At 66.5% G+C, this 16,019-nt stretch carries 8 protein-coding genes; all 8 read right to left on the minus strand.

The annotated features are described in order from the left end of the window. Nucleotides 1-10: 10 nt before the first annotated feature. The 8 genes from NCR34_RS22160 to NCR34_RS22195 all read right to left on the minus strand — a co-directional run bounded on the left by NCR34_RS22160 (nucleotide 11) and on the right by NCR34_RS22195 (nucleotide 15,929). The gene (locus NCR34_RS22160) at nucleotides 11-4,456 is read right to left on the minus strand and encodes a tetratricopeptide repeat protein (RefSeq protein ID WP_248324686.1); all 4,446 of its coding nucleotides are present in this window, start codon (nucleotides 4,454-4,456) and stop codon (nucleotides 11-13) included. Then, entirely contained in the window at nucleotides 4,431-7,385 is a 2,955-nt protein-coding gene (locus NCR34_RS22165) for a bifunctional glycoside hydrolase/polysaccharide deacetylase family protein (protein WP_248324687.1), read from the minus strand. The genes NCR34_RS22160 and NCR34_RS22165 overlap by 26 nt, the downstream gene beginning before the upstream one ends. Before the next feature lie 166 nt (nucleotides 7,386-7,551). Next, on the minus strand, nucleotides 7,552-7,935 hold the full coding sequence (locus NCR34_RS22170; protein WP_248324688.1) for a response regulator: 384 nt from the start codon (nucleotides 7,933-7,935) through the stop codon (nucleotides 7,552-7,554). A gap of 161 nt (nucleotides 7,936-8,096) precedes the next feature. Further along, nucleotides 8,097-8,276 (minus strand): CsbD family protein, encoded by a 180-nt coding sequence (locus NCR34_RS22175; protein WP_248324689.1) that lies wholly within the window; start codon nucleotides 8,274-8,276, stop codon nucleotides 8,097-8,099. A 198-nt stretch (nucleotides 8,277-8,474) separates the two neighbouring features. Then, complete coding sequence (locus NCR34_RS22180; protein WP_250501060.1) at nucleotides 8,475-12,602, minus strand: chemotaxis protein CheB; 4,128 nt, start codon at nucleotides 12,600-12,602, stop codon at nucleotides 8,475-8,477. Nucleotides 12,603-13,066: 464 nt separating this feature from the next. Further along, nucleotides 13,067-13,351 carry a hypothetical protein gene (locus NCR34_RS22185; protein WP_248324691.1) on the minus strand — a complete coding sequence of 95 codons (285 nt, stop codon included), beginning with the start codon at nucleotides 13,349-13,351 and terminating at the stop codon, nucleotides 13,067-13,069. Between the two features lie 123 nt (nucleotides 13,352-13,474). Beyond that, complete coding sequence (locus NCR34_RS22190; RefSeq protein ID WP_248324692.1) at nucleotides 13,475-14,353, minus strand: NmrA family NAD(P)-binding protein; 879 nt, start codon at nucleotides 14,351-14,353, stop codon at nucleotides 13,475-13,477. A gap of 265 nt (nucleotides 14,354-14,618) precedes the next feature. Next, nucleotides 14,619-15,929 carry an SGNH/GDSL hydrolase family protein gene (locus tag NCR34_RS22195; protein WP_248324693.1) on the minus strand — a complete coding sequence of 437 codons (1,311 nt, stop codon included), beginning with the start codon at nucleotides 15,927-15,929 and terminating at the stop codon, nucleotides 14,619-14,621. Nucleotides 15,930-16,019 lie beyond the last annotated feature (90 nt).

Raw genomic sequence — 16,019 nt, forward strand, 5'->3', positions numbered from 1 at the left:
GCGACCGCGGCTAATACAGCCAGCGATAGCGCACGCCGTACTCCGTGAAAGCCTGCGTGCGGCCGGACGTGACGCCGGCGTGCTCGTAATACATCGTCGCCTGATCGTTGCCGAAGACGCTGCCCGCCAGTCCCACGCGCACCTGCGCCGTCCAGCCCTGATTCGAATCGTGAATCGGCCCGGCGGCGAAGAACGGCCGCCACGCCCGCGTGTAGCCTTCTTCCAGATCGTCGCCGAACGAAAACAGCAGGCCTTCCTGCGTGAAGGTCTGCGGCATGAACTGCTGCGCGATGAGCGGCGCGCCCGCGGGCAACAGACGCGCGAGTTGTCCGCCCGGATTGCCCGACGCGCTGTACTGCCCGTGCGTGAGCACGGCGCGAACGGTGTAGTCCGGATAATCGACGCGCAGCTTGTAGCCCGCGTTGAAGTCCGCGACGGCGCCGGTGCCGAGGAACGACTTGTCCTGTCCGTAGAAACGCGCATATTCCACGCGCCCGCCCGCGAACACATGCGGGTCCGGCCGATAATTCACGCCCACGCTCGCCAGATGCTTCACGCCGCCGACGATCAGCTGGCTCGTTTCGGTCGCCATCTGATTGAAGCCGAGCGCGTAGTTGAAGCTCAGGTTCTGCTGCTCAAAAAGCGTGCCGTCGAGGCGGAAGGTGGTGAAGTCGTCGAGCGCGTTGCGCCGGCCGACTCTCACGCGCTCGGTGTCGTCGAGTCCGAGATGCCGCCACGCGAGCGACAACTGGCGGTCGTGGCGCGGCACGTTCGGCAAAGACGCGTCGCCGTGCTGATTGCGCTCGGCGTAATCGAGCGCGAGCGATTGCGTCGGCGAAAGCCGCAAGCCCGCGCCGATGCCCGCCTCCGTATACGACAGCCCGCCTTGCTCCACCACGCGAAAGCGCGGCGCGATGGCCTGCGCGTTGCGCAGCAACTGCTCGCGCAGAATCTGATTGACGATTTCGTCGTCGGGCAGCGCGAACTGCTGCTCGTACGCATGCGTCTGCACGTCGCCAAAACGTCCGGTCGTCGCTTCGGCGTCGAGGCGATTCTGGCGCGGAATCCAGTCGGCTTCGGTATCGAGCAGGCGATTGAGCGTCGCGCGGTCGTGCTCGGCCAGCGCGATGGTCACCTCCGCATACACGGGACGCGTCGCGCTGTCGATGTACTGGCGCAGCAGCCAGAGGCTTTCGGCGTCGTAGGCGTCGTGCGATTGCAGCCAGCCGAGCGCGGCCTCGCGCGCCACCGCTGAGTACACGCGCCGCCGCTTGTCGTCGCGATGCGCGACGCTTTGCATCGCGTCGCCGGTGGAGGCGAACGGCGGTTGCGCAGGTTCTTCGTCCGCATGATCGCCGCCATCGGCGCGCAGCAGTTCGATCAGCACTTGCCGCGACGCGTCGCCGCCCGCGAACTGGTCCGTGAGGCCGACCATGCGCGCGCGCAGGTCTTCGCGCTGCTCGTCGTCGAGCGTCACCGGCTGTTTGCCTTCCGCGCGCTGCGCCATCTGCTTTTTCCACACGGCGTTGCGCACGCGCCAGGCATCGTCGATGCGGCCGTTCAATTCCAGCGCGTCCGCATAGCCGAGCGCCCACAGCGGGTCGTCGCGGCGCAAGGCGGCTTCCTTGTGCATCATGGAGAGCGCGCCGCGTGCGTCGCCCAGACGCAGATACGACGCCGCGTACGGCGCCCAGAGCGTGCTGTCGCGCTCGGCGTCGCGGGCGTGGCGGGCGAGCGTCGCGCGCAGTTCCGCGTTGCTGCCGCGTTCGTTGAGCGCCCAGATGAGCGCGGCGCGGGCCTCGTCGTCGCCCGGAGCAAGCGCGGCGGCCGCGCGCGTGTCGGCGAGCGCGCCGTCGGGATCGCCCGCGCGACGCAGGTATTGCGCGCGAGCGAGCAAGAAGCGCGGCGAGCGCTCGGCCGCGGCGAGCGAGGCCGGATCGAGCGAGGCGAGCAACGCGCGGATGCGACCCGTCGCGCGCGCCCGCAGATAGTCGTAGACGGCGAGTTCCAGCAGGCGCTCGTTGCCCGTCTTGCGATACGCGAACTCCGCGATGCGTCCCGCTTCGAGCGGCTGATTGTCGTACAGCGACACCATCGCGGAGAGATCGTCGGGCGTCGCGACGCCCGCCTGCACGAGCTTGCCGTAGCCTTCGCGCGCCTTGCCTTCCTGCTGATCCACCGTCGCGAGCATCGCATAGAAGCGCCAGAAGTCGGCATCCGATGCGGGAGCGTCGCGCTTTGCGGAATCGAGCACGGCGAGGGAGCGGTCGAACTGCGTGCGCGTGTAGTACATCAGGCTCAGTTTCAGCGCGTATGCCGGATCGGGTCCGAACTCGCGCATCAGGCGCTCGTAGGTCGCGATGGCGAGGTCGTCGTCGCCCTTGCGTTCGGCGAGCCGGGCGTAGCGTTCCAGTACCGGCCGACGATAGGCGCCGTTCGCGCGGGCTTGCAGGAAGCGCAGGGCGGCGTCGGGATCGGCCTGCGCTTCGTACGCGCTCACCACGCGGTCGAGCTGTTTCATGTCGCCCGGCGCGCGGTCCGCTTCGTGGATGGCGGCGGCGAGCATCGCGTCGTTGTCGCCGAGCGCGGGCGCGAGGCGCTCGACCTGCTTCCAGTCGCGCTCGTCGTTGCGCGTGCGGGCGAGCGCGAGATAGTTGGCGAGCGCGACATCGGGCGCGTGGTTCCACTCGGCGACCTGCGCGAGCCGCTCGCGCCATTCGGTCGATGCGGGGTCGCGCTTCACCGCGTCCTGCGCGACGCGCTGCGCGCTCGCGAGATCGCCGTTGGCCAGGAACACTTTGAAGCCGAGTTCGTAGTCCGACGCTTCGATGGGCGCGGACGGTTCCTGATTTGCTATGCGGAGGATCGAGAAGGCGTCGCGGGCGCGGAGGACGGCGGGCATCGCGTGGGCGCGGCCGGTCATGCAGGCGCGTGTGCACAGAAACGGCGCTTGCGATGCAGCGGTCTTAGGCTTTGTTGCGTTCGTCGTGTTTCTTGCTGCGCTTATCGCAGGCGCTGCGCTCACCACGTAGCTTGCGCGCACTGCGCTTTCCGCGCTCGCCGCGCTCGCCGCCTTCACCACGGTCGCAGCGTTCGCGGCGTTGCCCGCCGTTCCCGCCTTCACCACGCTCGCCATGCTTACCGCGCCCGCCGGATTTACCGTGCGCGCAGCGTTAGACGCGATCACTGCATTCTCTATGCTCTTCGCGTTCACTACGCTCCGAGCGCTCCCTGCGCTCGCGGCACTCCCCGCGATCGCCGCGTTCTCGACAGTCCCCGCGTTCGCCGCGCTTGCCACGCCCGCTGGGATTGCCGCGGGCGCAGCGCTCCCCTCAATCGCTGCGTCTTCTTTGCTGTTCGCGTTCGCTACCCTCGTAGCGCTAACTGCGCTCGCGGCACTGGCCGCGCTCCCGACAGTCCTCGCGTTCACCACGCTCGCCATGCTCACGGCGCCCGCCGGGACTACAACGGGCGAAGCCTTCGACGCGTACACCGCATTCTCCGCGCTCGCCGCGCTGCTCACCCCCTCGCGCGACAGCCCCGCTTCGCGCCCCCGACGCCACCCCGCGAGCCTCGGCCCGCCGTCGCGACGCTCGCGCGACGACATGTCGAGCAGGCGTCGCGCGTAGCGGTCCGCGATATCCGGCCGGCCCGCCGAGAGCGCGAGCCGCGTCAGATAGCGCAGCGTCTCCCGGTCGCGCGCGAGCGAACCGAGATGCGCGTCGGCGGCGGCCAACGCATCGGCGGGACGGTTGGCCGACTGCAACGCCTGCAACGCCGACAGGAAGAGGCGTCGCTCGTCCTCGCGCGTCGCGGCGTGAGCCTGCGCCGCGAAGAACGCATCGGCGGCACCGGCGTAGTCGCTCGCGGCGAGCTTCAGTCGCGCGCCCTCTGCGAGCCAGCGCGGCGCCTGCGCCGGCTCCATCCGCGCGAGCCGCTCGTAGTACTGCCCGGCGAGCGCGCTGTCGTTCAACGCGCGCGCCTTCTTCGCGAAGGTTTGCATCTGCGCCGCATCCCACGGCTTGTCGAGCGCCTCGGCGAGCAGGGCATCGAGTTCGGCAAGCCGCGTCGCGCGGGCCGGATCGCCCGGCTTCAGCGCATACGCCTGCGTCTCGGCGAGGTTGATGCGCGTGCGCAACGCGCTCGACTGCGCCTGCGGATCGGACGAAACGGACAGGCGGCGCAGCATCTTCTGCGCGTCCGCGATGCGCTGCGCTTTCAGATACTCCTGCGTCAGCTCGGTCAGCACTTCGGCGTTGTCCGGCTCGATGCGCAGCCACGCTTCGAGATACGCGACGGTCAGCGTATCGACCTGGCGGCCTTCCAGCAGCCGCTCTTCGAGCCGCTCGCGAGGAAACGCGAGCACGAGCATGAGCCCGACCAGCAGCCCGAAAGCCGCGACGACGAACGGCGAGAAAAGCCGCTGGCGGTCAGGTTGCGCAGACGACATCGACATGAACGGAATTCGTTGCGTGAGCAGGGCCGGACGGGGAATACACGCGCCGCCCCTGAGACATGCCGGGCGCGAGCGGGCGGCCATCCGCCTTCACGATACAGGCGTTCGCGCGCGCCTCGCCGCCGATGGCGAAGCGCGGCGCGGCGTGCGACGCGAGATCGAACGAGAAGCCTCGCGGCGTGCGCGCGAAGTGATCGATCACGCCGTTGGCTTCCGCGAGATACGGCATCTTCGCGGCGCGCGCGGCATCGATCACGCGAAAGCGGGCGTCGGCACCCGTCAGATGCACATACACGCCGCCCGGTCCCGGCAGATAGCCCGCCACGCCCTCGGCACTCGCGAGATCGGGCGCGCGTCCCTCGGGCAGCCGCACGGTGCGCAGCGCGCCGCTGCCGTGAATGCGCCAGAAGTCGCCATCGCGCGAAATGTTCATGCGCTCGAAGTCGAGCACCTTTTGCGCGTATTCGGAGACGTAGACAGGCATCAGCGGTTGCGCCGACAGCGTGCGATACACGTCCGACAACGCCTTCACCGACGCGTACTTGGTGCCCGAGAACATGTGGTAATAGACATCGACCGGCTTGAAGCGGATAGGGCGCTCGGTCATGTCGAAGGTTTCCAGCACGCGTTCGTAACCGTAGTACGGACCTTGCCAGAGCGCGGTGTACGCCTCCTCGTTCTGATTCGGCGCGAACACCTGGAAGAAGCCGTTCTTGTCCACGCCGAGCGGCGCAATGGCGGCCCAGCTCGGATAGCGTTTCGTGATGAGCGTGTCCCCGCCGTTTATGTTGTAGACGCCCGCGTTGTCCGCTGCCTCGATGACCGGGGCGGGCACCTGACAGTCGCCGCTCCACAGCAGCACTTTCACGCGCTTGCCGGCGGGCGCGAGCCGGTCGATATAGCGGATCGACCCGCCGATCTCGCGATCGGTGTCGTAGCGGTAGCCGGGAATGTCGATGGACAGGCCGTTGTAGTTCGCGCGGCTGCCGCCCTCGGCCGTGTCGGTGTCGCCGCCGGACTTGCCGAGGCCGGTCACGCGCATCCACTGCAACGGATGCGTGTACGTGTGGCTCGCCATCTCGACGTTCGGCAGCGCGAAGATGTCCCGCGCGATCGCGCGCAGGCGCGGCGCATCCTTTGGATACGGGCCGTCGTCGGAGATCTCGCCTTCGATGACGGACACGGTCGTTGGCAGGCCGAACTGACGGATGACCTTGTAGAGCGCATCGCCGGAATACTGCGGCGGGGCGGATGTCGAGACCTTCATCGGGCCGCCGTTCACGTCGAATTCGGCGCGCGAGGCGAGGCCGTCGCCGTCGATATGCGTCATCAGAAGACGCCGGCCGTTCTCCGTCGTGGGATCGGGCGCGGGCATGTCGTCGGGCAGGCGCAGCGCCGCGCGAAAGAAGCGTATCGGTTGCAGCACCCAGCGCGCTTCGTTCGCCATCGGCATGTCGAACACGGCGAACGGGCGCATCGCGTAGCCGCCCCACGGCGTGATCGCGGCGGCGTCGATCGCGAAGTCGTTGCCCGCATCCGCCGATGCGAGCCTGAGCAGCGAATGGCTGCGCGGGCCGGCGCGCACGTTGGTCGTGTCGTGCGGATCGGGCTGCGGCTTCATCTCGAAGCCCATCATCGACGCGTCCATCGACTCGACGCGCAAACGATTGCCCGGCCGGCCCGCGACGGGCACGAGATCGAGCTTTTGCGCGAGGTCGCCCTGAATGTCGATGCCGAATGTCGTCAGCATCGCGACGGGCACGTGATGATCGACCTGCGTTTCGAGCCAGTCGTGAAACGCCGTGCGATCCGGCGCGGGCGAGTCCAGCCACATGACGATGCCGGCGTACCGGCTCGACAAGTCGCCCTCGGGCAGCGGCTTCGCGATATCCGCGAACTCGACGCGGTAGCCGAGCCAGTTGAGCGGCATCGACACGTAACGCACGCCGGCGGTCACGTTGAGGCTCGCGCCGGGCTGCACGTTCTGCACGACGAGGATCGTGCGCGGGACGTCGCGCCGGGCGGCGATATCGGATGCGGACAGCGCGGTGGAAAGCGGCGCGGCGGACAACGGCGCGGCGACCTCGCTCGTGACCGAAGGCGCGCGTGCCGGGCCGGCACCAACGGTCAACAAAGCGCTGTCGGTGACATACGGAACGATGCCTTGCGCGGTGATGTTGCGGATCGCGCCGTTGGTGCAGGCGCGGTCCGCGGGCGGGCAGTAGTCGATCGACAGCACCGGCAGGCCGTATCGCTCGCGCAGCGTCCGGGCTTGAGCCAGCAGCCAGTCGCGTTCCGCTTCGGGGACCGCGACGTAACGCTTCCTTGCCTGATCCCACCCGCGATACAGCGATTCGAACGCGACTGCATAGGCCAGATCGTGCACGTCGGGCATCAGTTCGAAGCCGCGGTTGAAGATGAGCCGCGCCTCGGGATAACGCGCCTTCAGCGTGCGAATGACGGCGACGAGTCCTGTTTGCTGGCGGGAACGCTCGGCGTCGGTCGTGGCGATAATCTGGTACGAGTCCAGCGTGTCCAGAAAGAAGCCGCGATAGCCCTTGTCCCACAACGGCGCGATGACGTGCTGAACGAAGAACTGCGGCCATCCGGGCGCGGTCTGGTCGATGACGCGCGACGCCCACGCCGCATTGCTGCCCTTGAGCCACGCCGGCGGCATGTCCTTGAAGTACGCGCGCGAGGGCGTCACTTCGCCGACGCTCACATAGGCGAGCCACTTCGACGAGCCGGAAGCCGGCGCGTGCGCGGCGGGATCGAAGCCGCTGTCCGGTTCGACGACGACGTGATCGAACGAAGCGAGCTGCCCGACCGGCACCGGCGCGCCATAGAACAATGCGATGGAAGGCGGGGACGTCGAGTCATCCGCGCGCGCGCAGGCGAACGTCAACGAAGCGGCTACGAGTGCCGCCATCTTGCGCCAGAGGCCGCGTCGCACGCCAACGCTTGCCTCGCGCATTATGCAGGGCAGGGGCCGGCCCGGTCGGCGGCTCCTTGTATTGCAACGGGCTCGGAGTGAATGTGCGTTGGTTTCATATCGCTCGGGCCTTCACGGTTTGCATGGAGTCCTGTTCAATGTGTCACGAGGGCGGCGCACTGCAAGCACGGTCGGCGTCGCACAGATATCGCAGTAACGGAGCGAGTTTGTCCGCGTCCGTCGGCTTGGCGCAGTAAGCATCGAAACCGGCTTGCCTCGCTGCCTGCAGATCGCTCGGTGTCGAAAGCGCCGAATGGCCGACGAGTACCGGTTGCGCAAGCGTGGCCGATGCGCGCAGGCTGGCGGCGACCTGCAATCCCGACAAATCGGGCATCCAGATATCCAGCAGCACGATGTCGGGCCGCCAGCGTTCCGATGCCTCGATGGCCTGCTGGCCACTATAAACGACTTCGGTCGGAAAGCCATCGAGGGCCAGCACCATCCCGATGGCGTCGGCCGTATCGACATAGTCGTCGACGACAAGCACGCGAGGCGGCAGCGCGCCATGACATCGGCGGCGCGTCCAGATCGCACACTTGGGAGAAACTTCAAAGTCATCGCGCATTACGCCGCGGCCCATATGTGCGAAAGCCGCGTCTGTCCGGCACGCGGCTCGTGGTTTAAGCCCGCATGGCTGCGGGGCTGCGGCTAGCGCTGGTCCTTCTTGATGTCTTCCTTCACGTCGCCGTACTGCTTGCGGGCTTCGCCTACGCCCTGCTGCACCTGGCCCTTCACTTCCTGGCTGGTGTCGCCTGTCATGTTGCCGACGGCTTCGTTGACGTTCCCCTTCACCTTCTCGGCGGTACCCTTGACCTGGTCCTTGTTCATGGTGTTTCTCCTATCGGTTACGTGGGGGTGACCACGCTTTTGTATGAGCAAGGATCGGGCCTGTTGTTCGTGATGCCCAAAAGCCCGAGCATTACAGGGCTCGGGGCTCTCCAAGCCGGTGGAAACCCGCGCTTTTCGCGGCGAATTCGGGCAATTCTTGCAAGCAGAGGCTGCGTTCGCGCGAGCGAACCGTTGGCCTCATCGACGAGGACTGAGCCGGTGGACGACATCCGCAAGGGCCTGCAAATTGAACGGCTTCGCAAGACACGCGTCGCATCCGGCCTCTTGCGCGAACGCTTCTTCCTGCGTGACGGGACGGCCCGTCAGCGCCGCAATGGGAATCGCCGCGCACAAGGGCAGCTTCCTGAGCGCGCTGACGAGCCGATAGCCGTCCATGTCCGGCAGGCCGACATCCGTAACGACGAGATCGAACTGCATTTCCGACGCCCTTTGCAGCGCATCGGCCGCGTTCGCCGACGAAACGACGTGCGCGTCGTAGAGCGACAGAAGGTCGGCCATCGCGGTCAGCGACTCTTCCGAGTCCTCGATGAGCAGAATGCGCAAGTCCTTGAACACGGTGAGATCGGCGGGCATGTCGCCGGCCTGCCGGTGGGCGAACGACGCATCGGCGGGAAGCGACACCACGAAGCGCGTGCCGCGTCCTTCGCCATCCGAGAACGCCTCGGCGTTGCCGCCGTGCAGTTGCGCCAGTTGCCGCACGAGCGACAGGCCGATGCCCAGTCCGCCGGGCCGCGCGCGGTAGGGCACGTTGGGCGTCTGCTGGAACATGTCGAAGATGGACGTGATCGCGGCAGGCGCGATGCCGCAGCCGGTATCCATCACGTGCAGCCGCACGATATCGTCGCGCTGTTCGAGCGTCACGGTGACACACCCGCCTCGCGGCGTGAACTTGAGCGCGTTGCTCAGAAGGTTCCAGGCGATCTGCTCGACGCGGATCGCATCGCCGCGAATCAGCATCGGCGACTCGGCGAGCGAAAGCCTCAGGTCGATGCCGCCTTCGTCGAAATCGCGCTGCATCGCATCGGTGACCGAGCGGACGATGGCCGCCACGTCGGTCGGGGCGAAGCGCAACGAGAGCTTGCCCGTCTGGATGCGCGAGAAGTCGAGCAGGTCGTCAATGATCTGCGCCTGCGCGAGCACCGACTTCTGAATGGCATCCGACACTTCCTGAACGCGGCCGATATGACGCGCTTCCGGAATGCGCGCGAGAATCTCCGCCTTCATGTGAATGAGATTGAACGGATTCTTGAGCTCGTGCGACAGCACCGCGATGAACTCGTCCTTCAGGCGGCTCAACTTGCGTATCTCGATGTTGTTCGCGCGCTCCTGCTCGATCACGTTGTCCTTGCGGCCTTCGGCGAGGCGGCGCTGGGTCGCGTCGTGAACGATCTTCGCATAGCCGGAAAAGCCCGATGCGTCGATGCGGCTCAAAAAGCCGCTGCAAAACACAGGCGTGCCGCGTTTGGTGGCGTGCCAGCGTTCGTCCTCGGCGCGCCCGCGCTCGCGCGCCTTCCTGCGTTCGCGCGCGGGCACGCCGTCGGCGAGGTCCTCCGGCGTGAAGATGGGGTCCAGATGCTTGCCGACCATTTCCGCGCTGTCGAATCCGAAAATGCGCGTGGCCCCGACGTTCCAGCTCACGATGGTGCCGTCCTCGTCCATCACGATGATCGCGCAGTCATGCGTGCCGTGCGCCGCGAGCCTCAGCTTCTCTTCGCTCGCTTGCGCCTGATCCTGCGCGGCCTTCTGTTCCGTGATGTCGATGAGCGCGAGCACCGCGCCGTCGATGCGGTCGTCGTCGGTGCGGTAAGGCCGCACGCGGGCAAGCAGCGTGCGGCCGTCCTTGCTCTTGACCTCTTTCTCCGAACGCTTCAACTGTTCGAACGCCTCGCGAAGGTCCTTGAGCATGTCCGGATAATCGAGCTGGTGCGTCAAATGTTCGAGCGGCCGTCCCTGATCGATCGGACGGATGTTGAAGAACGAATCGGCAGGCGCCGTGTAGCGCTTGATTCTCAGCGTCCGGTCGACGAACACGGTCGCCACGCCGACGAGCGCGATCAGATTCTGGAGGTCGTCGCTGACGCGCGACGATTCCTGCACCTTCGACATCAATTCGGCGTTGACCGTCAGGAGTTCCTCGTTAAGCGACTGCAATTCTTCACGGCTCGCTTCCAGTTCTTCAGTCGCCGAACGCAGTTCCTCGTTCATCGCCTGAAGTTCCTCGTTGGAGGCTCGCAACTGCTCGCTCGAGGACTGCTGATGATCGATCGACGTGCGCAGCCGTTCTTCGCTTCCTTCGAGCGCCTGTCTCAGCGAGTCCAGCGTGTCCACGCCTGTCGACGCGCGCGGCGTATCCGTCGCGTCGCCGGGCGAGGCGAAGTCGCAGATCACCGACACGAGCTGCTGCCGGTACGCGAAATCGCGATACGGCCGCAGCGAGAGATCCGCCTGGATCTCGCCCGCCGCGGTCACGAAGGGAACGGAGCGCTCGTCTTCGCGCTGCTTGCCGGCGATGCAACGCTCTGCCGCCTGCCGCACGCGCTCCTCGGCATCCCGGCGCACGATGTCGAAGAGGTTCGTCACGCGCGTGTGCCGGACGCTTTCGGTGAACGTGTCGGCGCGCGCCGAGCGATGCACGATGGTGCCGTCGGCGCGCATCACGATGACGGCGGGGCCGAACATGTCGAGCGCGCGCGCCTGGCTCGGTAGGCGCGGATAGACGCGGTGCACGTCCGTCGCATCGTGGAAGAAGGTCGTACCGCGGAAAGCGTGGCCTGCGCTTTCGTCCTTGTCGGCGAGCAGTCCGCTCGTGGCCGTGGCGACCGGCTCCGCCGAGGTGGGCCGCGCGCGGTAGATCCGCCTTTGTTTGTCGATGGGGCGGAACAGTTCCTGTGCGAAGTCGGCCGATTCGGCGGTGCCGAGAAAAAGGAAGCCTTCATGCGGACGCAACGCGTAGAAGAAGGTGTCGAGCACCTGTTTTTGCGCGCGGCGTTCCATGTAGATGAGCACGTTGCGGCACGAGACCAGATCGATGCGCGAGAACGGCGGATCGCGCAACAGGTTGTGAGCGGCGAAGATCACCGTATCCCGCAGGGACTTCACGAGCCGGTAGCGGTTGCCGTCTCGCGTGAAATACTGGCTGAGGCGGGCCGGGCCGACGTCGTTCTCGATGGCGAGCGGATAACTTGCCGAACGGGCGACCGCGATGGCGCGCTCGTCGATATCGCTCGCATAGACGGTCACTTGAACGCGATGCGGCAAACGGCGGACGGCTTCGTCGAGGAGAATCGCGATCGAGAAAGCCTCTTCGCCCGTCGCGCACGCCGGAACCCACGCGCGCACCTTGTCGCGGCCGTGAAGCGTGTGCATTAGGTCGGGAATGATCGTGTTTTCGAGCGCGGCGAAGGCGTCCGCGTCGCGAAAAAAATTCGTGACGCCGATGAGAAGGTCGGCGAGCAGCTTCGGCGTTTCTTCGCTATGCCGCGCAAGATAGTCGCGATACGCGGCCGCGGTCGCGAGTCCGTTCACCTGCATGCGGCGCTCGATGCGTCGCACGATGGTGCCGCGCTTGTAGCTCGCGAAATCATGCCGGGTCCGCGCGCGCAGCAGATCGAGGACGTCGTTGATGGCGTCGATCCGCGCGTCCGGCATGAGGTCGTCCTGCGCGGACTCGTCGTCTGACGGCGCGGGCAGTTCGATCTTCTTCGCGTTCAGCGAAAGCGCGAGCACCTTCGGGATGATTTCGTCGAGCGGCAGGACCAGGTCGACATCGCCGGTGCCGATGGCGCTGCGCGGCATTTCGCCGTACTCCGCTTCGTCCGGTTGCTGCGCGATGGTGACGCCGCCGCGCTCGCGCACGCGCGAGATGCCGACCGAGCCGTCCGCGCCCGATCCCGAGAGCACGACCGCGAACGCGCGCGAGCCGTGCGCGTCGGCCAGGCTGCGGAAGAAGACGTCGATGGACGTCGGCGGCGTGCGCGGCAGGTCCGGCTCGCTCAGGCGCAGGTGGCCGTCAATCATCGAAAGAAACTTGCCGGGCGGGATGACATAGACCGTGTCCGGCTCCAGAAGGACCGGTTGGTTCACCTGGCGCACGCGCAAGGGCGTCACGCGCTGAATGACTTCGTGCGCATGGCTCGCATGATTCGGCGACAAATGCAGCACGACCACGAAAGCCACGCCGGGCGACGCGGGCGCCGCCTCGAAGAGCCGCAACAGCGCCTGAACGCCACCGGCCGACGCGCCGATTCCCACGACCGAGAAGTCGAGGCCCGAGCCTTTCGGGTGGTCTGTTGCCTTTGCTTCCATTGTCTGGCCTCCGCACTGACCGGGCACCGGCCGGCTTCGTTACTGTGCTATGTATGGGGCGGATACGCAACGACATTGCGCGAAGCGGACGCTGACGGCGTCGGCGTGCAGTGCTTTGCGGTCAGTTGCAGCCGGTGACGGGCGAAGTGATCGGGCGATGGGCGTCTAAGCGGCGCGCATGACGCGATGACAGGTTCGGTGCTGTCGAGGCGGTGTCTACCATGTTGTTATTGTGGGCATGTTCCGGGGGAGTCTGCGCTGCGCTGGAATCGATCTTATGCGCTCGCATGGCCGCTGGGTGGCGGGTTGTAACGCGCCTCTGTCGGCTCCGGACCAGTGCGCGAGTCGCAGTTGCTGCGACGCTGCATGCCGCCGCCCACGTGCGCCGATGCTGCGCTCACGCTGGAGACGCCGCACCGCTGCGCCGCGGATAACGCCAGCGCAGGCGGCTCGCGGCTTTTCGCTTATTGCGTCGTCGTGGTCGAGCCGGTCGAGCCGCTCGACCCCGTGGAGCCGTCGCCCGAGGCGTGCGCTTTCTTGCTCTTCGAGTGCTTGCGCGTCGCGTGCTTGCCCGTCGGGCCGGCCGGCGAGCCGGTTTCACCGTTGCCGTTCGGCGTTCCGACGCCGACGCCGCCCTGGCCCGCGCCGTTGCCGCCCGGCAGGCCGCCGCCCGAACCTTGCGCGAACGCGCCGCTCGATACGGCCAGCACCAGTGCGGAAACGAGAATGCTCATCTTTGCCGTCTTCATAGGTCCTCTCGGAAATAGGATGGTCACCCGCAGGAAGTCATGCAGGCCGGTGCCGTGTAATGCAATCCTTGTGCCGCAGCGCGGCGGCTTGCGCGTCGCGTCGTGCACATCGGCGAAAACGCGCTATCGGCTCGCCCATTCACTCGCGGTCTCGGCCGCGAAGTCGCGATACGACCGCGGCGCACGCCCGAGGAGCGACGTCATGCGCTCGATCTGCTGCGGCGTCGCGACCGCGCCGTCCGCCAAGTAACGCTGCATCATCAGACGCATGTCGAACGCGAGCCATGCGGGTGCTGCGCCCTTGAGCCGCGCTTCGAGCGCGTCGATGTCGTCGCCGCCGTAGCGAACGGGCCGCGCGAGCGCGTCGCTCCAGGCCGCCGTCACGAAGTCCGCGTTCACCGCGTCCGGGCCGACGAGTTCGTACAGCTCGCGCGGCAGCGGCTCGCTCGCTTCTTCGCGGCGCAATAACTCGCGTGCCGCGGCATCGCCGATGTCGCGTACATCGACCATCGAAATGCCTTTCGCGCCGATGGGCATGGCATAGACGCCTTGCGTCATGAGCGGCTCTTTCTGGCGGACGTCGTTCTGCATGAAGTACGCGGGGCGCAGAATGGTCGCGGGCAGGCCGGACTGCTCGATCATTCTTTCCGCCGCGAACTTGCTCGTGAAGTGGGGCACGTCCGCGTATTCCATCGCCTTGAACACCGACAAATAGACGATGCCTTTTACGCCCGTATCGCGCGCGATGCACAGCGCCTGAATGGCTTGCGTCAATTCGTCGGGCGCGTTCGGCGCGAGCAGAAACAGCGTGCTCACGTCTTTCAGCGCGTCGCGCAAGCCGTCGATGTCGGACAGCTCGCCACGCACCGCCACGACGCCTTCGGGCAACCGCGCCTTCTCGGGCGTACGCGTCAATGCACGCACTTGCGCGCCGCTCGCCTTGAGATGATCGAGTATCTGACTGCCGACGACGCCGGTGCTGCCTGTGACGAGAATGGTCATATTCGGTTTCCGTGAAGGGTCGAGGAACGCCCATCCGTCGTGCGGAGGGCGCAGGCCATGATCGTCGCCGATCACGAGGACGATGGTATGACAAGCCGCAAGGGCGATGTCAGGCTCGATAGTATGTCGGGCCGCGTGAGTTCTTGCCGGAAGCGCAGGGCAGGAGAGTGTGATTGCGGGGAATTGGGGAAAGCATGCTTGGCAGATGCCGCGCGATCGTCGCAGCAGCGCGCACGCCACCGCGACGATCGCGCTTTCATGCGAGTCAGTCGCCTCGATCACCGTTCCGGTCGCCGTTGCCGCGCAATAGCAAGGACAGGTCGATGGCGTTGGCCATCGCCACATAGCCGGCGTCGTTCGGATGCAGATGGTCGCCGCTGTCGTACACGGCCTGCATGTCGTTGGGATGCGCCGGATCGCGCAGCACCGCATCGAAATCGACCACTGCGTCGAATGCGCCGCTCGTGCGAATCCAGTGGTTCACCGCATGACGGATGGCTTCTTTTTGCGGCGTCCAGTAGCCTTCGTTGGCGGTGCCTTGCAGCGCGTTGCGGAAGGGCGTCAGCGTGCCGCCGATGATCTTGATGCCGCGCAGGTGCGTACGCGCGATGATCTGCCGGTATCCGTCGATGATCTCTCCCGCCGACACGACGCGGCCCGATGGGTCCAGCGCGGTGTTCGGCCAGCCGATATCGTTGATGCCTTCGAGGAACACGACCCATTTGACGTCCGACTGACTCAGCACGTCGCGGTCGTACCGCGCGAGCGCGCTCACGCCTGCGCCGTCGCTCACCACGCGATTGCCGCTGATGCCCTGATTCAGCACCGCGTAGCCGCGCCGCGGCCCCGCGCTGTTGAGGCGCGCGGAGAGATTGTCGGGCCAGCGGCGGTTCGCATCCACGGTCGACGCAAAGCCGTCCGTGATCGAATCGCCGAAGGTGACGACCGCGCGCGTCGGGCGATCCGTATCCGTTAGGATCGCAGATAAAAAGAAGCGATTGGTGTATTTGTGAGGAGACGGCTGGTCGGGCGCGGCGGTGTTGTCGCCGCTCGACACATAAGCGTTCTGCACGGCGAGCTGATGCACGGTATAGGCGGGCGTGGCGTCGGGCAGGAAGAAGCTGATCGCGACATCCGACAAAGGCGCGAGCCGCATCTCGATGGGATCGCTCAGAATCGGCGCGCCCGCATACAGCGTCACCGTGGTCTTGCCGCCGAACGTCAGCGTGCGGTCGGTGTTGGGCGCGATCTTCGCGCCGCCGGCCGATAGCGCGATATGGACCGGGCCCACGGTCACGGGCGCGGTCCCGAACTCGTTGCTGAGCCTCACGCGCACGCGATCGCCGCCGACGCTCACATGCTCGATCTGACGAATGGTGGTCGCGGCGGGGAAGTTCTGCGGCGTCGTGATGTTGTTGTTGCGATCCGGACTGGCGGTCCAGGTGGCGACCCAGCCGTCTCGTGCTTCGGCATCCGGTCTGTCCGCCGATGCCAGTGGCGCGACGAGCATCAACAAGGTCGCACTGCATGCAGCCAGCGCACGGCTGGAGGCCCGTGTAAAGAATCTGTCCACCATGTGTCCCTCCGTATTCGTTCGTGTTAATTACATCAGGAAAACGAAGTAAATATGGACCACACATCGGCCGATGTCACTATCGTTTACCCG

Origin of the sequence: Caballeronia sp. GAWG1-5s-s (assembly GCF_023631445.1) — a bacterium.
Classification (GTDB): Bacteria; Pseudomonadota; Gammaproteobacteria; order Burkholderiales; family Burkholderiaceae; genus Caballeronia.